Consider the following 20,273-nt stretch of genomic DNA (forward strand, 5'->3'; position numbering starts at 1 on the left):
ATAATTTCAGGGACTTTGTCAACCAGCGTAATTCCATGGTGGCAATTTGTTTGATAAACCCCTTGAGCCGTTACGCCACCGGGGGGGGGAATGCCACCAAAGTAGAGGATATAAGCAATATTGATACCTGTTTAAAATGCGTTGAGATTTTTTAGACGGGTAATTTTGTTTTTATCTGAGGGCAGGTGATCGCATCCATTTGCGCCTGACCCGGGGTGGTTTTGTTACCTGCTGAATTAACTGGAAGATCTTGGGAACCCAATGAAATGGTTGTTCTCAGAGATGCTTCATGTTGAGTGAACGCCATGTGAAAAGTAGCGTTTTTTTGTGAATTGCATTGCCAGTCTTCAGTTAAATCTGTTAAGAAGCTGAACGATTTTGTTAAAATAGTGAACATAAGGATGGTGCATGGCTGAACACACATTGAACAGATACTGGGAGACCGTTGTTAAGACCATTCAGGATGGGGTGATGATTGTAGACACACAGGGAAAGATTGTGTTTGTCAACCGTGCCTTTGAGAAGATCACCGGATATGCCAGTCAGGATATCGTCGACAGACCCTGTACGGTTTTAAACTGCAATGTCTGCCGGGTGTCAAGACTTGGGGAACATCAAAAGTGGTGTATTCTGTTCCGGGAGGGAAAACTTCACCACAAGCAGTGTAAAATAATGACAAAAGACGGCAGATCCCTTCATGTGGTGAAAAATGCCTCGGTGTTGAGGGAGCCCGACGGCCGGGTTACAGGGGCTGTTGAGACCCTCACCGATATTACCCAGATTGTTAAACGTGACCGGCAGATCGAAGGGTTTCGAAGGGAACTGGCGTTAAAGGACAGCTTCCATGGCATGATCGGCATCTCTTCCGGCATGCAGCGGGTATTTGATCTTGTTGCCAATGCTGCCCGTTCAGATGCCCCGGTGATTGTTTATGGAGAAAGCGGCACTGGCAAGGAAATGGTGGCCAATGCCATCCATGAAATGGGGGATCGACAAAAGGCTCCATATATTAAGGTGAATTGCTCTGCCCTGAATGAATCCCTTCTGGAAAGTGAACTGTTCGGTCATGTCAGGGGGGCCTTCACCGGTGCCCACCGGGATCGCATGGGCAAGTTTGAAGCCGCCGGGGAGGGGGATCTTTTTCTGGATGAAATCGGGGATCTTTCTCCGGCCATCCAGGTGAAACTTTTGCGGGTCCTGGAGGAGAGGGTGGTGGAAAAGGTGGGGGATAACCGTCCGGTGGCTATCCACGCCAGAATCATCACCGCAACCAACCGGGATTTAAAACAACTGGTGGATGCAGGGCAGCTCCGGGAAGATTTCTATTACCGTATCAATGTCATTCCCATCTGCCTGCCTCCTCTGCGGGAGCGGCGGGAGGATATTCCGTTGCTGGCGGAATGCTTTTTCCGGCGAATTCGATTGAAAAGCGGCAGGGATGAGGTGCGGGGTATTTCCCCCGGGGCCTTTGAATGTCTTGGTACCTATGCATGGCCCGGCAATGTCCGGGAGTTGAAAAGTGCCTTTGAATATGCCTTTGTCACCTGTCGGGAGGGGACGATTCAGCCGGAGCATCTGCCCCGGCATATTGTTGTCACTGAAGGTGAAACGCCTTTCCATGCTTCATTTGTATCCTTGGAAGGGAGGGATCTTGATTCAATCAAGCGTCAACGTCTGGTCCATGCCCTTGAAAGCACCGGGGGAAATCGAACAGAAACTGCAAAATTATTGGGTATTTCCCGCACCAGTGTCTGGAATCAGATGAAACGCTATCAGGTGGTGGTACCCCCCCGGGGGGTATGATCAATTCCTACATAATTGATATTAGAGACGAAATAAAAAAGGAATATGAATAATAAAATGAAACCAAGAGATGTTGTTTTGAATCAGGAACCGGTGGAACTCTATAAAATTCTCAAGTTTGAAAACCTTGTGTTGAGCGGGGGGGAGGCAAAGTATGTGATCACCGAAGGGTTGGTGATGGTGAATGGAGAGGTGGAGACCCGGAAACGAAAAAAAATCTTTGCCGGGGATATTGTTCAATTTCAGGAAGAACAGCTGCACTTGGTGGTGGATAAAACATTATGAGATAAGGTTGACCCTGTTTGCTTGAAAATTATATTCGTAGCGTGTACAAGCCCTTAAGGATAAAGAGATACACGGTTTATGTCGGCAAATACAAAAAACTGGAAATCGATTTTGTCGTCTAGAAAATCGGGGAGACACTCTATGTTCAGGTCGCATATATTTTGCCCTCCCAGGAAACCAGAGAGAGAAAATTCGGAAATCTGTTAAAAATTTCAGATAATCACAAAAAGATAGGGTTTTCCATGGACGAGTGTGCACAAGGAGACACAGATGGCATTGAGCATCAGCATGTTTTGGACTTTCTCAGCTGGTAGGTGCTGAAGTGTGCCAAAATAGGTGAATATGGGGTGCTGGCCGAGTATTTACCCGGAGAGAGTAAAAATGAAAACCAAAACACATACAACCAGCACTGGAAGTTCTTTGCCTGATGCTTGAGGGGAAAGGTCGGTGCGATCCTCTGTGTAGCCCCGGGCCGTCATGCCAAGGGCCAGGTCGTCGGCGGATCGCACCATGGTTTTCAACAGGGGCATGGCCAATCGTTTTATCCGTTTTATGGGATTTCTTTCCAGATGCCCGCACCGGGATCGTTGGGCCATGGACACCTGATGGGCCTGATGTATCATCAGTGGCAGGAATTTTAAAAATAGGCTCACCATCACCCCTGCCCGTTTTTCCGGAACAAAGGGGACAGGCGCCAGAAACCACTGAACCGCTGCTTTGACATGGGAGGGCCGGGTGGTGACGGTGAAGAGAATGCCTGTAATCATCAGCAGAAAAAAACGCCACACCACCATGCCGCCCTCAACAAGACCCGCACCGGTGATTGCCATTCCCATGAAAGACCAGACAGGGATTCCCGCCGTGGTTATGGCCCGTGAGATAAAGACAAACACCAGCAGTACCAGAAAATAGCGGAGATTTTTAAGCACCTTCAAGGGATGAAGTCCACTATGGATCATCAGAAGCAAAAGAAGTAACGAAAGCCCTGACAGGGCAGGCAGTTCTGCCTTTAACAGGGAAAGACTCACCAGCACCATGCAGCCCAGCTTGCACCGGACATCCAGCGTATGAAGAAGGGATGTACCGGTATGGTGGGCAAAGGCATTGGGACTATACATGGTGAACCTCCGGGACGATTGTCTTTTCACTGGAATCTGCCGGAGAGCGAAATTGTTTTTTGGGGGGGACACAAATGCCATGGGTGCCTGTCTTCATGGCCCCGGAACTTGTGGTTTCACAAGGCGGGATACAGGGGGATGTGCCAGCGTCCCAGGCGGGAATGGTCATGCCCAGGCGGGAGGCACAGGGTTCTCGGATACCAAGGTTTTCCAGATATTTTAACAGCTTCAGTGGGGTATCATCGTGAACCAGGGTACCCCGGGACAGAAGGATCATCCTTGTGGCATAAAAGAAAATTTTTTCAAGATCATGGGTGGACAAAATAATGGTGTGTCCGGCCCGGTGAAGCGACACCACCGAATGAATCAGATCCCGGGTACCTGGGTAATCCAGGTTGGAAAAGGGCTCATCAAACACCAGAATTTCGGGTTTCATGGCCAGCACTCCGGCAATGGCCAGCTTTCGTTTTTCTCCCCCGGACAGGGTGGACGGGTCCCTGTCTTTGAGATGCAAAAGATTCATGGCCGACAAGGCCGCAATGCCCCGGTCATGGATGTCGTCAGGGGATAACTTAAGATTGCAGGGCCCGAAAATCACATCATCCCACACCGTTTCCCCCACAATCTGGATGTCGGCGTCCTGGAAGATGAGTCCCACTGTGGTCAGGGCCGTTTGTTTGTGTTCATCAAGGGGCTTGCCATGGAGGTATATCCTGCCGTTGGTGGGGGCCTGCAGACCGTTGAGGTGCCTGAAAAGGGTGGATTTACCGGAGCCGTTTCTGCCGGCTATAAGGATGAAGTCGCCTTTATAAACACCAAAAGAGATATTTTTAAGGGCCGACGCGCCGTTGTGGTATGTGTGGGAAATATTTTCCACCACCAGGATGGGAGCTTGTTTCATTTTTTATCCATGGTCCTTCGCATTACTCGGGCAGCCCAGGTGCCTGCGGCAATTTTAATGACATCCCCGATGATAAAGGGAACAAGACCCAGGGCCAGGGCTTTATCCCAGGGCATACCCGTGGCAAATTTCAGCCAGGGCACCCCGGTTCCATATACGATGACAGAGCCTGCAGCCATGGCCAGGGCATCTGTTAAGAAGCGGTACCCCAGGGCTTTTGTCAGAAGAGCGGTGACAGCCACAGCGGGAATGTAGCCTAATAGATACCCCCCGGTGGGACCGAACAGGCGGCCCATGCCCCCGGTGCCTCCGGAAAACACCGGAAATCCACAGGCCCCCATGAAAAGATAGAGCAAAATGGCGCAAAGACCCCACCGGGGACCCAGAACCAGGGCCGCCATGAGAACAAACATGTTCTGCAGCACAATGGGTACCGGTCCGATGGGGATGGCAATAAAGGCCCCGGCGGCGATGAGGGCTGCAAAAAGGGCGGTGTATATGGTCATTTTTAGGGTGTTTGATGTGTTCATGATGGGGAATCCTCTGGTTGATGGAAGCAATCGCCATAAATAATTTTTTTCTGGGTGCCGTCCGGCTGGGAAAGGATGAGGGCACCGGCGTTATCCACGTCCAGGGCCACCCCCCGGCTGATCTCTCCCCGGGTTTCAATGGTCACGGTTTTGCCGATGGTTGATGTGATGGTTTTCCATGGGCCAATGACATCTCTGGTGGCAATGTCGTGCATGTTTTGTTCAAATTCATCCAGAAAGGCCGTTAAAATACTGCTGCGGGAAACCGGGCGCCCCAGGAGCATCTTCAGGGAGACAGCTCTTTTTTCCTCCGGAGGGGGATCATTGTTGAGATTGACGCCCATGCCGATGTTCACAAAGGAGATCATGTCCCCCCGGGTCTCCATCTCCGACAGAAATCCCGCCAATTTAAGCTCCCCCGCCAGCAGATCATTGGGCCATTTTACCCGGATTTCCGTGCCATATCGCCGGTTCAGGGTGGTGGCCATGGAAAAAGAGGCGACAAAGTTTACCTTGAAAGCCAGGGGCGGCGGGAGATCGGGTTTTAAAATAAGGGTCATCCATAAGCCCCCCGGACGGGAAAACCAGGTACGGTTCAGCCTTCCCCTCCCTCGGGTCTGTTCATCTGTCACCACCACACTTAAATGGGCGGCCCCGGACCTGGCAAGTTCCCTGGCTGTATCCATGGTGCTTGTCACCTGGGGAAAAAAATGAATGAGATTTTCCCTGCCGGGAAAGCAGAAAGGATGTAAGAGATTTTCGCACTGCATAAGGCGGTAGCCCCTGGGAGTGGATTCAATGTTATATCCGGCGGCCTTGAGCTGCTGGAGGTGTTTCCATACCCCCACCCGGGAGATACCAAGACGCTGACTCAGGGATACCCCTGAAACAATGGCATCTTTGTGTGTCCACAGATGATGTAAAATCTTGTCTTTCATATCTGTCCCCAGCTGTTTTTTTTCGTTAACTATATGATTGGAATTTGGTTAACATAACCCTGATCAGAGGTCAAGAAGATTTTGGGGGAGCGATCTCTGGAAGGGTTGCTTATGGCATTGGTCATTCCGGAAAGGGGGCTGATCCGAATGGATGGATATGATTGAAAAAGATGGAGAAGCACGCCTGCCTGTGATATAAAAAACGATTTTATGATGATTATGCCTGTCAATCTTCCGGGTATGGCAGCAGTCAGGAAATTCAGGCCATTGGTGGACAAAAAATATGCCGGAATGCGCAGGTTTTTCATTGGTATTCAAGGCGGGCATTGGTGTTAATGCTGGTTCTATGTGCGGAAAAGCCCAACGTAGAAAACTGATGAAAGGCCAAACAGGCAGGTCTGTTTTGGGATGGAAATGGCCTTAGATAAGGAGTTGTATGATGGTAACAGTGGTTCGGCAGATTCTGCCCACGTTAAAGGAATTCAAGGAGGTCTGGAAAAACCAGGGGCCTTTCAAGTATGCGCTGACAAGTCGGGAGTTCCCCCCCATATTGCTGGAACCGGAGGAGTGGCTGTTTTCCCAAGATATTCTTGCCCTGCTCAAGGAATTGATGGGGTGGGAGGCCCGGAAAATGAGCGTTGTGGCGGCACCTTTTAACCGGAAAAAACAAAATATTCTTAAGCCTGATAATTTAAGCCCCTGGAAAATAAATAATTTCCCCGAGGAATGGCAGGGGGCCATCTGTGATATCTTTACTCCGTTGGGGCATCTGACCCAGGCTGTGGTGTCCGATGGGGCTGACATGGACAAAGGGGCCGTGGAAGCTGCTTTTTTCAGATGCCTTGAAAGGGAAATCAATCACATCGGCTATGTGTTGTTGGGTCCGGAGCCTTCCCTGGGATCACCAGATTCGGCATTTGTGGCTGATTATGTAAGGGAGTGGGAGCAGGACGAAATGCCTGACTGAAGGGGGCAGGGCAGTCCTCGGGAATCCTGCTGTAGATATTTGCATATAAAAAAATAAAAAACCGGAGCAGCATCACTGTTCCGGTTTTTTTTATTTTACGCCCTGGGCAGACAAAGACAGGGTTATTCGGTTTTACGCACACACATCTCTTTTTTAGTATTTTTCAGGGAGGCTTTGATAAATTCCCTGAAAAGGGGATGGGGCCGGGCCGGTTTGGATTTGAATTCAGGATGAAACTGGCATCCCAGAAACCAGGGATGATCTTTAAGTTCCACAATCTCCACCAGTTCGCCATCCGGGGAGGTGCCGCTGATTACAAGGCCTGCCTCCTCCAGCTGTTTTTTGTAAGCATTGTTGAACTCATACCGGTGGCGGTGGCGTTCTGAAATCTCTTCGGTGCGGTAGGCCTGCATGGCAAAGGAATCAGGCGTTAAAACACAGGGGTAGGCCCCCAGGCGCATGGTACCGCCCTTGTCCGAGGCATCATCACGTTTTTCCACCTGCCGGGTCTGCTCATCATACCATTCGGTCATAAGATATATGACAGGATAGGGGGTGTGCTCGTCAAATTCCGAGCCGTGGGCATCTTCCATGCATGCCACGTGGCGGGCATATTCAATGACAGCCATGTGCATGCCAAGACAGATGCCGAAAAAGGGCACTTTCTCTTCCCTGGCATACTGGACGGCAAGAATTTTGCCTTCAATGCCCCTGGAGCCGAAGCCTCCGGGTACCAGGATGCCATCGGCCATGCCAAGTTTCTCTGCCACATTGTCCCGGGTCAGGGTGCTGGAATCCACAAATTCAAGATTCACCCTGGCATCATTGACAATGCCGCCATGGGTCAGGGCCTCGTTAAGGCTCTTGTATGACTCGGTGAGATCCACATATTTTCCCACAATGGCAATTGTGACGGCATCCCGGGGATTTTTCATTTTCTCAACAATATCCCGCCAGTGATCCAGCCTGGGGGCCCTGGCCCAGATGTTGAGTTTCTGGAGAATCTTGTCCCCCAGCCCCTCTTTATTGTAAACCAGAGGAACCTCATAGATGTTGTCAACATCCTTGGCAGTGAATACAGCATCCTTGTCTATGTTACAGAAAAGAGCGATTTTTTCCTTGATCTCCGGGGATAGGTACCGGTCGGTGCGGCACAGCAGAATATCGGGTTGGATTCCGATGCTTCTAAGCTCCTTGACACTGTGCTGGGTGGGTTTTGTTTTGACTTCTCCGGCCGTGGAAATATATGGAACCAGGGTGAGATGAATAAAAATCACATTGTTTCGGCCTACATCTCCCCGGTATTGCCGGATGGCTTCCAGAAAGGGCAAAGATTCAATGTCCCCGATGGTGCCGCCGATTTCAACAATAACTACATCGGCATCCCCTGACACAAGGCTGATGCTTTTCTTGATCTCATCGGTGATATGGGGAATGACCTGCACGGTACCGCCAAGATATTCTCCCCTTCTTTCCTTAGTAATGACGGAGTGATATATCTTACCGGTGGTAAAATTATTGTTCTTTCCAAGTTTGGCATTGGTGAATCGTTCATAGTGTCCCAGGTCCAGGTCGGTTTCCGTGCCGTCATCGGTGACAAACACTTCGCCGTGCTGGAAGGGGTTCATGGTGCCCGGATCTACATTAATATAGGGATCAAGCTTCTGGATGGTCACGGAAAGACCACGGCTTTCCAGAAGCAGCCCGATTGCAGCCGAGGCAAGCCCTTTACCAAGGGAGGATAAAACCCCTCCTGTTACAAAGATATACTTGGTTGTCTCTGCCATTGACTCCTCGCTTCTTTATTGTGTTGATTTTAAATGAAAATGCGATATCAGAGCCCCCAACGGTCACCCGATCCGGCCCATTCGGAGCCAAAGGCGATCAGCCCATTTGCCCTGCCGGTCGTTAAGAATCGCAGGTTGTTTGAGGACAAACCTGTCCGTAGTTCCTGCGCTTTAGACCGGCAGGGCAAATGGGCCACCGACGGTCCGGGGCCGGACGTGTGAGCGTTGGGGGCGGCATAATACCATTTGGCTCCACGTCTACGACCCATTATTCGTTGTGTCGGCAGGCCGACATGATCGTTTATATGAAAATATCTTCCGGGAACAATGCACCCATGCCCAGTTCTTCTTCAATGCGCATGAGCTGGTTGTACTTGGCGATGCGATCACTTCTGGACATGGAACCGGTTTTGATCTGGCCCGCATTGACCCCCACGGCAAGGTCGGCAATAAAGGCGTCTTCTGTTTCACCCGAGCGATGGGAAATCACCGTGGTGTAGCCAGATTCCTTGGCCATCTGGATGGTGTCCAGGGTTTCAGTAAGGGTGCCGATCTGGTTGAGTTTGATGAGAATGGAGTTACCCACTTCATCTTCAATGCCCCGGCGGAAAATGTCCGGGTTGGTGACAAACACATCATCCCCCACAATCTGAAGGGTGTCCCCCAGTCGTCGGGTCATCATCTGCCAGTTTTCCCAGTCCTGCTCGGCCAGGCCGTCTTCAATGGAGCACAGGGGATATTTTTCCGCCAGGGCGGCATAATAGTCCACCAGGGCTTCGGCAGAAAGGGTCTTGCCCTCCGAAGCAAAGTGATACTGCCCGTTTCTGTAAAATTCACTGGCAGCAGCATCAAGGGCAATGCCGATGTCCTTTCCCGGCCGGTATCCGGCGGTGTCAATGGCATTGACAATGTACTCCAGGGCCTCTTCATTGGATTTGAGGTTCGGGGCAAATCCACCCTCATCCCCCACCGCCGTATTCAGTCCGGCACTGGCAAGGGTTTTTTTCAGGCAGTGAAAAATCTCAGATCCCATGCGTACCGCTTCCACAATACAGCTGGCGCCATAGGGAACGATCATGAATTCTTGGATATCCAGGTTGTTGGGGGCGTGGGCTCCGCCATTTATTACATTCATCATGGGCACGGGCAGAATACGGGCACTGATACCCCCCAGATGGCGGTAAAGGGGGATTTCTGCGGCATTGGCCGCAGCCCTGGCAGCGGCCAGCGAAACCCCGAGGATGGCGTTGGCCCCCAGTCTGGATTTGTTTTCCGTTCCGTCAATGTCAATCATGGTCCGGTCAAGACCTGCCTGATCCATTGCATCAAATCCGATGATTTCAGGAGCGATGATCTCATTTACGTTGGTCACGGCGGTCATGACGCCTTTTCCGGAAAAACGATCTGCCGCATTGTCCCGAAGCTCCAGTGCTTCCCTGGTGCCTGTGGATGCACCGGATGGAACAGCCGCACGCCCGGTTGAGCCGCAGGCCAGCATCACATCCACTTCAACGGTTGGATTTCCCCGGGAATCAATAATTTCCCTTGATTTTACACCAATAATTTCCGTCATTTTATCACCTATGTATTTTTTATATGAAACTGCGTCCAATAAGCTGAAATTATAAGAGTTTCATTTTTTTGTTGTGGCAGGTGTTTACTGCCATGTATGTTCTTATATAAAAAGGCATGCTTGATTACAACATCGATCATTCTTGACAGTCGCTGCAGTAATGGTGCAGGCTTGGGTTCTCAACGGTTGAATCTTTTGTCGGTGTTCATCTCCATGTTTTTGTTTTTAACTTATTGGCTCAGGTATATTAAGGTACCTCGATGTGCAATAAACTTGGGTATCATTACAATTAATGAAAAGGTCTGTCAAGAAATGGCTTGTTTATCCCTGTCTGACGGTGGGTAAATCGGGATCTTTTTCCTGGTAAAACTTGATTTATTTGCTTTAAACTGTCATGGAAACAAAGGGCAAGTCTCAAGGGGTTTACCCCGGTGAAAACAGCAGATTTTTCTGAGCCAATTTTTAAAATCAGGGGGGAACAATGAAAATACTTGTCACCGGCGGAGCCGGGTACATCGGCAGCCACACCTGTGTGGAACTGCTTTTGAATAATTTTGAGGTGGTGGTGGTGGACAATCTTTCCAACAGTTCCCTGACATCATTGGAACGGGTCCGGAAAATTACCGGAAAACCCCTTGATTTATACCAGGTGGATCTTCTGGATAAACCAGGTCTGGATCAGGTGTTTAAAGACCATGCCATTTATGCTGTCATCCATTTTGCCGGGCTTAAAGCCGTGGGGGAGTCCGTTGAGATGCCCCTTGAATATTACACAAATAATTTGACAGGTACCCTGAATCTGCTGGGAATAATGCGTAAATATAAGGTCAGGCATCTGGTGTTCAGCTCTTCGGCAACGGTGTATGGCGATCCGGCAAGCCTTCCCATCACGGAATCCTTTCCCCTGTCCGCCACCAACCCCTATGGGCGTACTAAACTGATGATCGAAGAGATGCTCCAGGATGTACATGGGGCTGACAACTCGTGGAACATTGCACTGTTAAGATATTTTAATCCCGTGGGGGCACATCAAAGCGGTAGCATCGGCGAAGATCCCCGGGGTATTCCCAATAATCTGGTGCCTTATATTGCCCAGGTGGCCGTGGGTAGACGACCTTTTCTGAATGTGTTCGGGGACGATTACGATACCCCGGACGGCACCGGGGTACGGGATTTCATACATGTGTCGGACCTTGCCGCCGGTCATATCAAGGCATTGGAAAAGCTATTCTCCTGTCCCGGCCTGGTGATTTATAATCTGGGAACCGGCAAAGGTACATCGGTGCTGGAGCTGGTTAAAGGCTTTGAGGGGGCCTGTGGCCGGGAGATTCCCTTTCGTGTGGTTCCCCGGCGTTCCGGGGATATTGCCGCCTGCTATGCAGATCCGTCCCTGGCGGAAAAAGAACTGGGCTGGAAAGCCGTAAGAACCTTGGCCGACATGTGCTGGGATACCTGGCGATGGCAGAAAAATAATCCAGATGGCTATCCATGATGATTCCGTTTGACCCCCTTGCCATGTGTGGTCGTTGTGCCAATCACTTCCCCAATCTGGCGGTAAGTCTCAACTATCAGGGCACCGGGGCAAGGCCGGGTGTTAAGCACTTGCGCAAAACCTCTTTCTAGTATAAAGTGCCCGACGAGGAATGATGATATGAAACTTAATTAACCCCGGAGAAAAAAAGATCATGACTTTAAATCATTTTTCAGATGTTTTTACCGCGGAAAACCTGAGAAATCTCTTTCCGGAAGACAGGGCCGACGCGTTTTTTGAAGCCCTTTATGGTGATGCTGAAGACGGTGCATATGACATTCGCCTGGCATTTAACAAAGCAGAAGACAACACCCTTTATTTTGATTTTCTTCTGGAGCAGCGTCCGGGTAAATGTATTGCCTGTAATCTTACCTATGGCCTGCCCACGGTTTTTGAACGCCATCCCATTATTAATCTCAATGGACTTGCCAGAGACATTGAAGGTCTTCTTGATCATCAGGTTACCTGCAGCCACTGGAAGGTGGGCACCACCAGGGAGAAAAATCGGCAGATCCATAAACTGCCCGTGCAGTTCACCCTTACCCCCCGGAATACCTGATCTTATCATTTGCCACTTGATTTTGTGGGAGGGGCGTTTACCCCTCCCACTTTTAAAAAAACAGACTCACCTTCCGGGATGTTTACCGGTGATGTCACACACCGGTGTTTTTCTTTTCCCCCGCCAGCTGCCGGTCCATGTAATCGGCAATCTTCTCCGCTGAATCCCCGAACAGGTCTTCCATGGGAATGAGATCCAGAAGGCTGTCATCCCATTTGATTTTGTCTGATTCCAGAACCGTATCTTTGATGCGGATAAATTTTCCCCCCAGAGCCTTGATGCGTTTTATCAAGGGAACCTGGCTGACATCCTTGAAGGAAACGTTCAGGGAAAGAAGAAATTCAATGCCGCTGTTGCCCTTTGATGATGAGATCACGGGGATCACCAATATGCTTTTCCCATCCTTTCTACCTTTGCCGATGTAGACATTTCCTTCCCGGACAATTATGTTTTTTGTGCCCTTGAGTCTGTGATCTTTTTCCACCCTGGAGGTTTCAGATACCAGTAGTCCGGTCTTGTTGATGACCTCAATGCGGGTTTCAGAGGTTTCCTCCCCCAAGGGGGTGAGACCCAGAATCCGGTAGAGCAGGGCACCGTTTATGGTGGCGATCACCTCCTGGAGATTTTTGATAACCAGCACATTCCTGCTGGTGAGCTGGGACAGCTGAATCTTGTGGCTGGCCAGTTCTTCAAAGAGTAGACCCTCAAAAGTTTCCTGGATGCGGCTGGTGCCCACGGTGACGGTTTTGGCCTGGTGTTTGATGGCATCCACCGGCCGGGCCAGGGTGCTTATGGCCGTGTCCATGGTTTTAAAAAATTGATCCAGCATGTTGGCAGGGGTGCCCTTTCTGGCAAAATCAATTTCAAAATCCCCCACCGGCAGTCTGCCGGAAAGGTATTTGGATAACAGCATGATATTGGCGGAAACGTTGATGCCAAGGGCCGCCGGGAATCTGTTGTCAAGGCGCTTCTGGGAAAAGGCATGGTAAAAGGCGGCGATCTTTTCCCGGAATCGTTTTTCCAGAATTACCTCATAGACGTCGTGACCCAGACTGTTGTAATTGTCAATGAGTCCCTTGATCTCCTGGAGGTGGGTGTAAAAGAATCCAGAGCCTTCGTTGATGGCCAGGGCTGCATAGTATCCCCACAGATGCCCCACCAGGGTGGTGAGGATGGGGGACAGATGCTCCTTTGTGGTAGGGATGTGGAACAGAGCATCGGCATAGGGCGCAAACCGGTCCTCTCCTTCATCGGCGATGACCACCGTGGTGGCCTTGTGGGCATGGAAGATTGCGGTGTCCTTGATGATATCTCCCAGCACACTTTCCCTTGTACCGGCGGCGCAAACGATTATCAATGGTTCCGATGACAGATCAATGTGCTTTTTATCTTCCACATAATCTGAAGAGATGGTTTTGTAGCACAATTCACTGAGTTTGATGCGGATCTCATCGGCGGCGGTTTTGTTGGCACCGCTGCCCACTGTGGCCCAGTATTGTTTTGTGATGGACAATTGATGGGCCGATGCTTTGATATCATCTTTCATGGCCAGAATTTGTTTCATTTTTTCTGGGAGCTGATTCAAGGCATTTATTTCTTCCGTGACCCGGCCCGGGGCAATGGTTTTTAGAAGGGATGCCAGGTGAAGCCCCAGCAATGCTCCGGCTGTGAGTTGGGCATAAAAGGCCTTGGTGGAGGCAACGGACATTTCAATGTCCCGGCCGCTGCTGGTGTAAAGAACTCCGTCGGTCTTGAAGGTAAGGTCAGAATCCCGGCGATTTACAATGGCAAGGGTGGCGGCCCCCCTGGCTCTGACCATGTCAACGGTGCGATTGGTGTCCGTGGTGGTGCCCGACTGACTGATAGCCACCACCAGGTATGAGGCCATGGCATCTTTTTCATCCTGGTTGCCGGGGATGGAAAAGCCCGAGAGCTCAGAGGCTTTCATGGCACGGACATCAAAGCCACCGGAGGGAAGGAAGGTTTTTAAAATATCTGCACAGCCCTGGGCTGCAATACCCGCCGTTCCCTGGCCGATGAAATAAATTTTTGTGATGAGCCCTTGGGTGAGGCCCTCATGTATTTGGGGGGGAATCACGGATTCATCCAGCGTTGTCCTGTAAAATCCGGTGTCCGGGTCGGCTTTCCATCGGTTCTGCAGGGTTTTTTCCACGGATAGGGGGGCCTCTGAGATTTCCTTTAGAAAATAGTGGGGGAAATGCTGGCGGTCAATGTCCCTTGAGGTGATTTCACTGGTTTGAATATCTGCCTCGGTGATGGCAATGGGGGTACCGTCGTAGGCAAGGGAGGTGATGCCGGAAAGTCCTCCTTCACTCATCTGATCCAGTATGAGGATCTGTCCTTTTTTTTCTCCGTTGAGTTTGATGTAATCCGGGGTCTCCTCCACCAGCCCATACAGTTCTGATGCGGTTATGTAATGGTCCTCGGCAAGTCCCACGAACAGGGCCTGGCCGCTGCCTTTCTGGGCCAGGAACAATTTGCCCGGTGCCCGGTCGGTGTGCATGGAGATGGCGTGGGAGCCCTTGAAGTCATTGACGGCCAGGCGGAACGCTTCTTCAATGTCAGTCCCCTGGCGCAGATAATGTTCAATGTGCAGGGGAATTATTTTTGTGTCGGTGGTGATGCTTTCCGGCAGGGTGTCGTACCGGGATTCAAAGGCGGATTTCAGTTCAAGATAGTTGTCAATGTCTCCATTGAGGCAGACATGAATAATCCCTGGGTTTTCCTTTAACTGGTTGGTGGTCTGATTATCAACGGGGTGGCAGTTGGGCTGACCAATACTGCCCACCGATGCCCACCGGGTATGGGCGGACAGGGTAAATGAAGTTGTCCGGCACGAAAGAAACCGCTGGAGAATGAGATCGTTTTTAATCTGGGTGCGAATATATGCCACATTGTCCCCAAGGGAGCCGATGACGGCGGCAAACTTATAGACAAAGGTCATGGCCGTGTGGGGTGCGCCGTTTTTTGCCGGGGCACTGTGCACGGTGATGCAGTTGTTTGTCAGAACCATGCTGCCGGTGCGCTGTCTCAGCTGTTCTCCTAATCCTGCGGTGTCAAGTTCCAGGCGGAAGGCTTCAAAGGTTTCGCTGGGCAGAGTGGCCAGAATGGAGATGCCAGCGGAATCGCGCCCCCTTACCTCCAGACGGTCTATGCTGTTTAAAATGGCATTGATGGTTTTAAACCGTGCCAGACGTTTTGGAAACCCGTTTACGCAAGTGCCCGGGATCATGTGCCTGATTCTCAGGACATTTTTTAAAATTTCCTGGCGGATACACCATCCAGCATCCATGCAGGATTCCAGGCGTTGTCGGGCTGTTTCAAATTCATGGGCATCAAGCAGGGCCATGCGCTGGGAGAGCTGTTCTTTTTCTGCGGTGATCAGGGTGGTGATGCGGGCGCTGATGTCAATGAGCAGTTGTTCTTTTTCCGCCTGGGTGAATATATCAAAAAAAGGGTCGTTCTGCTTGAGATACCTTGTCGTTTTTACCAGGGCCTCCGTGTGGCCGGGTCCACCGAGATAACATGCTGCCACAGAGCGTTCCCGGTGGTCAAGGCAGGTGGTCAAAAGGTTCTTTTCCAGGATCTGCATGGCTACTTCAAGGTTTTGGGTATCCATGTCGGTGGCGGCTGTTTTTCGCTTAAAGGTCACTAGGGCGGCAATGCCGCAGGCAAACGCACCGGGATATATGGGAAATAAAATAAGGGTGTTCTCAGGTGCACGATAAGGGTTTGTGGCAAACCTGACGTGAACCTTTCTTATTTTCCGGATTTGTCTCTTCAGCAGACTGGCGGTGGATTTAATCATGAACCGTATCCTTTTTTTTTATATGAGAATGTAACCTCAAATCATCGACAGCAGAGCCACCGGCGGGGGCGGCATTATGCCATTTTCATTCTTTGTTGTGCCTGTGAGGACATGTCCTTTATAAATTATTGCTTTGTGGATGTAAAATAATCACCGAAGTAAGTCTGGAATATTTTTTTTGCAAAGGTACCGGCCCGGGTGCCGATGTATTCCCCGTGCCCCACCAGGATGGCAACAACGATCTGTTGATTGCCGTCTTTTTCCCGGGCAAAACCCGTGAACCAGTCCAGTTTAATGGTGTGGTCACGGTTGTAAAGAGAGCCTGTCTTTCCACCCATGATAAGGCGGGTAAGTACGGCATCTTTCTTATAATTACGGAATGCCTTTTTGGCTGTTCCCGTGGAGATGGTGTGGGTCATCATTTCCATGACGGTGGCTGCCGTGGCTGGGGGTACGGCCCGACGGGGGGCCGGATTCGGACAATTGTAAATGATATTTCCCTCATGGGTGGAGATACTTTCCACCAGGTAGGGTACCGGTATATTGCCCTGGTTGAGCAGGGTGGCGGTGATCATGGCCCCGAACAGTGGAGAAATGGTGGTGGTTTTATTAAAGCCACTTGCCACCTCGGCCCACTGATAAGGTTTTTCCGTTACCGTCATGGACCCTGAGTACCCATGGAAGTCGGCGATGAGCTCCTGGTTGAATCCAAACTGCCGGGCCTGCATTGTCAGTTTTTCAGGACCAAGTTCGTGGGTGCCCAGTTTTCCAAACACCGGATTGATGGACTGGGAAAATGCCTTTTCCAGGGTGGTGGTGCTGGTGTATTTATTTTTAACTTCTTTTAGCTGGCGCTTGTAAAGGGTATATTTGCCACCGTTGAAAAAAAGCTGAGTGTCCGGTCCCATGAGTTGATGTTCCAGCACCGCAGATGCCGTGATGATTTTAAAAATGCTGGCAGCGGGATACCCATGGGCAATACAGGGGTTTATGTCTGGCAATGTGCGGTCATATCCAGCCATGGCAAGGATTTTCCCGGTGTCCGGGGCCATGGCTACCATGGCAATGATCTCCGGTTTTGCCCGGGTAAGGGTTTTTAGTTCCTTGATTTCATCCAGAACAAATTGCTGCAGTCCGGGATCCAGTCCGGTTTTAAAGGTCAGGGTTTCCTGGGCCAGAACCCGGGTGAGGGGGCCCGGAGCCGGATTGTGCAGAAGCGATGAAGGCAACATTGATTTTATCTGTTCCCGGGTGAGGGGCCCGGAAAGCACCGGGGACACAGTGGAGGTCGGTGCCCCCGGAGGGGGCGGATCCTGGTCGAAAAAATGGGCCATCTCCGAGAACATTCTGGACATTTCCGGAAAAAGACGCAGCCCTGCCCAAGTGACAAGCCCCAGGAGGAAAAGCGCCAGAATGGTGGCTGAGAAAATACGCAACCGTGCTGTTTTACGGCGCTTCCGGTTGGGCTGAAATTTTTGCCATGGGTTCGGGGTATTTGATGAAATCACGGTGATAATATCCCGGCTATTTCACAGTCCGTCCGGGGGTGATGGTGGTATCAAATCCCGCCAGAAATAAGTGCTTTTTATCATTGGCTGCCACAATCATGCCCTGGGAGAGTTCTCCCATGAGTTTGGCCGGTTTCAGGTTGGCCACCACCACCACCTGTCTGCCAATGAGGGTGTCGGGTTGATAGCTTTTGGCAATGCCGGCAATGATCTGGCGGGTTTCTTTGCCAAGATCCACCTGGAGTTTAAGAAGTTTGTTTGATTTTTTGATTTTTTCCGCAGATATAATGGTACCGGTGCGCAGATCTATTTTGGAAAAATCTTCAAAGGTGATTTCCGGCTTCAGGTCCGTCAGGCCCTGGGGGGCTTCCACGGCAGGGGCGGTTTCTTTTTTGTCAATATCCACCCGGGGAAACAGCATGGGGGGCTTTTGGGTTTCCATGCCCGGGGTCATGACAGGCCACCTGCAAAGGTCTGCCATGGTGTAAAAATCGCTGGCTTCAGATTTTTCAATGCCCAGAATTTGCAGCATTGTCCGTGCGGTTTCCGGCATAACCGGGTGAATGAGGCAGGCAATGAGGCGAAGGCTTTCCACCATGTTGGTGATGACAATGGCAAGCTCAGGGGCATCTGCTTCATTTTTGGAAAGGGTCCAGGGGGCGGTGGTATCAATGTATTTGTTCAGAATACTGATAAACTCCCACACCGCTGTAAGCGCCTTGTGAAATTCGGTGTTGTCCATGGCCTTGGTATATGCGGTGATAGCGTCCTGGGCTGCTGCCTTCAGTGACAGATTTTTTTCTTTTTCAAGGTCATTGTCCGTTTTCGGCATGATTCCCTTGAAATAACGATGGTGCATGGAAAGCACCCGGGAAAACAGATTGCCAAGGTCATTGGCCAGATCGGCATTGATGCGCTGGACAATGGCATCTTCGGTGAAGTTTGCATCCAGGCCAAAGACCATCTCTCTCATGAGAAAATACCGGAAGGTGTCCACTCCATAGGTGGCCGTCACCGCCACAGGGTCTGTGACATTGCCGATGCTTTTAGACATCTTGCTGCCGCTGACATTCCAGAAACCATGGACGTTTAGGCTCTGGTAAAGGTCGATTCCTGCGGCTTTGAGCATGGTGGGCCAGTAAATGCCATGGGGTTTAATGATGTCCTTGGCCACAAAATGCCGGGTGTGAGGCCAGAATTTTGAATACAGATCATTGTCCGGGTATCCCAGGGCCGAGATATAGTTGGTCAGGGCATCAAACCAGACATAGGTGACATAGTTATCGTCAAAGGGAAGGGTGATGCCCCAGGTCAGGCGTGATTTGGGTCGGGAGATACAAAGATCCTCCAGGGGTTCCTTTAAAAAGGAGAGAATCTCGTTGCGGTAGCGTTCGGGCCGGATGAATTCCGGATTGCTTTTTATGTGATCAATTAGCCAGTCCTGGTATTTTGACATGGCAAAGAAATAATTGGCTTCTTTTATTTTACTGGGTTCCGTGCCATGATCCGGGCATTTGCCGTCCACCAGTTCCCGTTCCTGGTAGAAGCGTTCGCATCCATAGCAGTAGATGCCCTCATATTCACTGAAATAAATATCACCGTTGTCATGAATTTTTGACAGAAGGGCTTCCACCACCTTTATGTGGGCCGGGTGGGTGGTGCGGACAAAATAATCGTTGCTTATGTTTAACAGGGGCCACATATCCTGGAAAAGGCCACTGATTTGATCCACAAAGGCCCGGGGGGTGATGTGCTGCTGTTCAGCGGCCTGGACAATTTTGTCGCCATGCTCGTCGGTGCCGGTGAGAAAATATGTGTCATGGCCGCACATGCGGCTGTACCGGGCCGCCACATCCGTTGCAATGGTGGTGTAGGCATGGCCCAGGTGGGGTTTGGCATTGACGTAATAAATGGGGGTGGTAAAAAAACGGGGATTATTTTTTTCCATTTTATCTGTATTTCCTTGTGTCTGCTTTTATGTGCAAAGGGAGAATCTTGGCCATTGTTTAAAGTGGATGTGGTGGGTGGCTCTAATGCCGGCCACCTCTGTCAGTTGGTGTTCCCATGGGGTTTGCCCTTGTGAACTTTTATGATTTCTTCTGAACTGACCTCGGTTTCCGAGCCGTCTTCAAGGCGTACGGAGACATTGCCCTTGAGTACATTCTGGCGGATAATTTTACCCTTTCCCGTGTCTGTGTCCACCAGTCGACCCGGTTTGGGCAGCTTTTTTTTCAGGTGTCTGTAGGTGTCATTTTCAAAGGTCAGGCAACACATGAGCCGCCCGCAAAGGCCGGATATTTTTGTGGGATTCAGGGAAAGTCCCTGCTCCTTGGCCATTTTAATGGACACCGGCTCAAAGTTGTTCATAAAAGAAGAGCAGCATATTTCCCGGCCGCATCGACCGATGCCGCCACATTGTTTGGATTGATTCCGAATGCCCACCTGGCGCATTTCAATGCGGATGCGGTACTCTTTTACCAGGCGTTTGACAAGTTCCCGGAAGTCCACCCGGCCGTCTGCCGTGTAAAAGAAGGTAAGTTTTGTGGTGTCAAATGTGCTTTCCACGGAGAAAAGATTCATCTTCAAAGAAAGATCCTTGATGCAGATCTGGCAGAAATCAAAGGCCTGCTGCTCCAGTACCTGGTTTTCTTCTCTTTTTTTGTGGTCGGCTTCGGTGGCGATGCGGAATACTTTTTTAAGTGCTTTGTTTTTATCCGATGGTTTAAGGGGGGCCGGCGGCACGGTGATAACACCAAACCCCAACCCCTGTTCGGTTTCAACAATTACCTTGTCACCGGCATTTAAGACAAACATGCCGCTGTCAAAATCATATATTTTACCGGCAGGTTTAAACCGGACGCCTGTAACTTTGGTCATGGTAATCTCCTGGTTAAATGGAGCTTTATTCCAACACCGGCCGGTTGGGGCTGGGGTCAGGTCTGGG

15 protein-coding genes are annotated in these 20,273 nt (G+C 50.5%); 5 read left to right on the forward strand and 10 right to left on the reverse strand.

Annotated features, from left to right (window positions below; genetic code table 11):
• Positions 1-408: 408 nt before the first annotated feature.
• Complete coding sequence (locus ACYQ2M_RS00560; RefSeq protein ID WP_459914350.1) at positions 409-1,803, forward strand: sigma-54 interaction domain-containing protein; 1,395 nt, start codon at positions 409-411, stop codon at positions 1,801-1,803.
• 57 nt (positions 1,804-1,860) lie between these two features.
• On the forward strand, positions 1,861-2,088 hold the full coding sequence (locus ACYQ2M_RS00565; protein ID WP_459914351.1) for an RNA-binding S4 domain-containing protein: 228 nt from the start codon (positions 1,861-1,863) through the stop codon (positions 2,086-2,088).
• Between the two features lie 362 nt (positions 2,089-2,450).
• On the opposite strand, the gene ACYQ2M_RS00570 is transcribed toward ACYQ2M_RS00565, so the two are convergent.
• The 4 genes from ACYQ2M_RS00570 to ACYQ2M_RS00585 are packed head-to-tail and all read right to left on the reverse strand — an operon-like array spanning position 2,451 to position 5,575.
• A complete protein-coding gene (locus ACYQ2M_RS00570; protein ID WP_459914352.1) occupies positions 2,451-3,206 on the reverse strand; it encodes an energy-coupling factor transporter transmembrane component T family protein in 756 nt (251 codons plus the stop codon).
• Positions 3,199-4,107 carry an energy-coupling factor ABC transporter ATP-binding protein gene (locus tag ACYQ2M_RS00575; RefSeq protein WP_459914353.1) on the reverse strand — a complete coding sequence of 303 codons (909 nt, stop codon included), beginning with the start codon at positions 4,105-4,107 and terminating at the stop codon, positions 3,199-3,201. The genes ACYQ2M_RS00570 and ACYQ2M_RS00575 overlap by 8 nt, the downstream gene beginning before the upstream one ends.
• Positions 4,104-4,637 carry a biotin transporter BioY gene (locus ACYQ2M_RS00580; RefSeq protein ID WP_459914354.1) on the reverse strand — a complete coding sequence of 178 codons (534 nt, stop codon included), beginning with the start codon at positions 4,635-4,637 and terminating at the stop codon, positions 4,104-4,106. The genes ACYQ2M_RS00575 and ACYQ2M_RS00580 overlap by 4 nt, the downstream gene beginning before the upstream one ends.
• Positions 4,634-5,575, reverse strand: coding sequence for a biotin--[acetyl-CoA-carboxylase] ligase (locus ACYQ2M_RS00585; protein WP_459914355.1), 942 nt, complete (start codon positions 5,573-5,575; stop codon positions 4,634-4,636). The genes ACYQ2M_RS00580 and ACYQ2M_RS00585 overlap by 4 nt, the downstream gene beginning before the upstream one ends.
• Before the next feature lie 436 nt (positions 5,576-6,011).
• On the opposite strand from ACYQ2M_RS00585, the gene ACYQ2M_RS00590 reads away from it, so the two are divergent.
• Positions 6,012-6,542, forward strand: coding sequence for a hypothetical protein (locus tag ACYQ2M_RS00590; protein WP_459914356.1), 531 nt, complete (start codon positions 6,012-6,014; stop codon positions 6,540-6,542).
• Between the two features lie 122 nt (positions 6,543-6,664).
• Here ACYQ2M_RS00590 and pyrG read toward each other — a convergent pair whose 3' ends face one another.
• Complete coding sequence (gene pyrG, locus ACYQ2M_RS00595) at positions 6,665-8,329, reverse strand: CTP synthase (RefSeq protein WP_459914357.1); 1,665 nt, start codon at positions 8,327-8,329, stop codon at positions 6,665-6,667.
• 301 nt (positions 8,330-8,630) lie between these two features.
• Positions 8,631-9,902, reverse strand: a complete 1,272-nt coding sequence (gene eno / locus ACYQ2M_RS00600; protein WP_459914358.1) for a phosphopyruvate hydratase — start codon at positions 9,900-9,902, stop codon at positions 8,631-8,633.
• A 481-nt stretch (positions 9,903-10,383) separates the two neighbouring features.
• Between eno and galE the strand changes: the two genes are divergently transcribed.
• Together galE and ACYQ2M_RS00610 are read left to right on the forward strand one after the other, a co-directional pair.
• Positions 10,384-11,394: a UDP-glucose 4-epimerase GalE gene (gene galE / locus ACYQ2M_RS00605; RefSeq protein WP_459914359.1), complete on the forward strand. Its 1,011-nt coding sequence runs from the start codon at positions 10,384-10,386 to the stop codon at positions 11,392-11,394.
• A 193-nt stretch (positions 11,395-11,587) separates the two neighbouring features.
• Positions 11,588-11,992: a pancreas/duodenum homeobox protein 1 gene (locus ACYQ2M_RS00610; protein ID WP_459914360.1), complete on the forward strand. Its 405-nt coding sequence runs from the start codon at positions 11,588-11,590 to the stop codon at positions 11,990-11,992.
• Between the two features lie 94 nt (positions 11,993-12,086).
• On the opposite strand, the gene ACYQ2M_RS00615 is transcribed toward ACYQ2M_RS00610, so the two are convergent.
• The 4 genes from ACYQ2M_RS00615 to ACYQ2M_RS00630 form a co-directional block, all read right to left on the reverse strand.
• A complete protein-coding gene (locus ACYQ2M_RS00615) occupies positions 12,087-15,821 on the reverse strand; it encodes an SIS domain-containing protein (protein WP_459914361.1) in 3,735 nt (1,244 codons plus the stop codon).
• Positions 15,822-15,946: 125 nt separating this feature from the next.
• On the reverse strand, positions 15,947-17,329 hold the full coding sequence (locus tag ACYQ2M_RS00620) for a penicillin-binding transpeptidase domain-containing protein (RefSeq protein WP_459914362.1): 1,383 nt from the start codon (positions 17,327-17,329) through the stop codon (positions 15,947-15,949).
• Between the two features lie 16 nt (positions 17,330-17,345).
• Positions 17,346-19,277, reverse strand: a complete 1,932-nt coding sequence (metG, locus tag ACYQ2M_RS00625; protein WP_459914363.1) for a methionine--tRNA ligase — start codon at positions 19,275-19,277, stop codon at positions 17,346-17,348.
• A 101-nt stretch (positions 19,278-19,378) separates the two neighbouring features.
• Positions 19,379-20,206, reverse strand: coding sequence for a PSP1 domain-containing protein (locus ACYQ2M_RS00630; RefSeq protein WP_459914364.1), 828 nt, complete (start codon positions 20,204-20,206; stop codon positions 19,379-19,381).
• Between the last annotated feature and the right edge of the window lie 67 nt (positions 20,207-20,273).

The sequence above is a fragment of the Desulfocicer niacini genome, from assembly GCF_054657595.1.

Bases quoted from the DNA above. Each gene is read 5' to 3' on its own strand.
- ACYQ2M_RS00560 (WP_459914350.1), top strand. From the start codon at position 409: ATGGCTGAACACACATTGAACAGATACTGGGAGACCGTTGTTAAGACC.
- ACYQ2M_RS00565 (WP_459914351.1), top strand. From the start codon at position 1,861: ATGAAACCAAGAGATGTTGTTTTGAATCAGGAACCGGTGGAACTCTAT.
- ACYQ2M_RS00570 (WP_459914352.1), bottom strand. From the start codon at position 3,206: ATGTATAGTCCCAATGCCTTTGCCCACCATACCGGTACATCCCTTCTT.
- ACYQ2M_RS00575 (WP_459914353.1), bottom strand. From the start codon at position 4,107: ATGAAACAAGCTCCCATCCTGGTGGTGGAAAATATTTCCCACACATAC.
- ACYQ2M_RS00580 (WP_459914354.1), bottom strand. From the start codon at position 4,637: ATGAACACATCAAACACCCTAAAAATGACCATATACACCGCCCTTTTT.
- ACYQ2M_RS00585 (WP_459914355.1), bottom strand. From the start codon at position 5,575: ATGAAAGACAAGATTTTACATCATCTGTGGACACACAAAGATGCCATT.
- ACYQ2M_RS00590 (WP_459914356.1), top strand. From the start codon at position 6,012: ATGATGGTAACAGTGGTTCGGCAGATTCTGCCCACGTTAAAGGAATTC.
- pyrG (WP_459914357.1), bottom strand. From the start codon at position 8,329: ATGGCAGAGACAACCAAGTATATCTTTGTAACAGGAGGGGTTTTATCC.
- eno (WP_459914358.1), bottom strand. From the start codon at position 9,902: ATGACGGAAATTATTGGTGTAAAATCAAGGGAAATTATTGATTCCCGG.
- galE (WP_459914359.1), top strand. From the start codon at position 10,384: ATGAAAATACTTGTCACCGGCGGAGCCGGGTACATCGGCAGCCACACC.
- ACYQ2M_RS00610 (WP_459914360.1), top strand. From the start codon at position 11,588: ATGACTTTAAATCATTTTTCAGATGTTTTTACCGCGGAAAACCTGAGA.
- ACYQ2M_RS00615 (WP_459914361.1), bottom strand. From the start codon at position 15,821: ATGATTAAATCCACCGCCAGTCTGCTGAAGAGACAAATCCGGAAAATA.
- metG (WP_459914363.1), bottom strand. From the start codon at position 19,277: ATGGAAAAAAATAATCCCCGTTTTTTTACCACCCCCATTTATTACGTC.
- ACYQ2M_RS00630 (WP_459914364.1), bottom strand. From the start codon at position 20,206: ATGACCAAAGTTACAGGCGTCCGGTTTAAACCTGCCGGTAAAATATAT.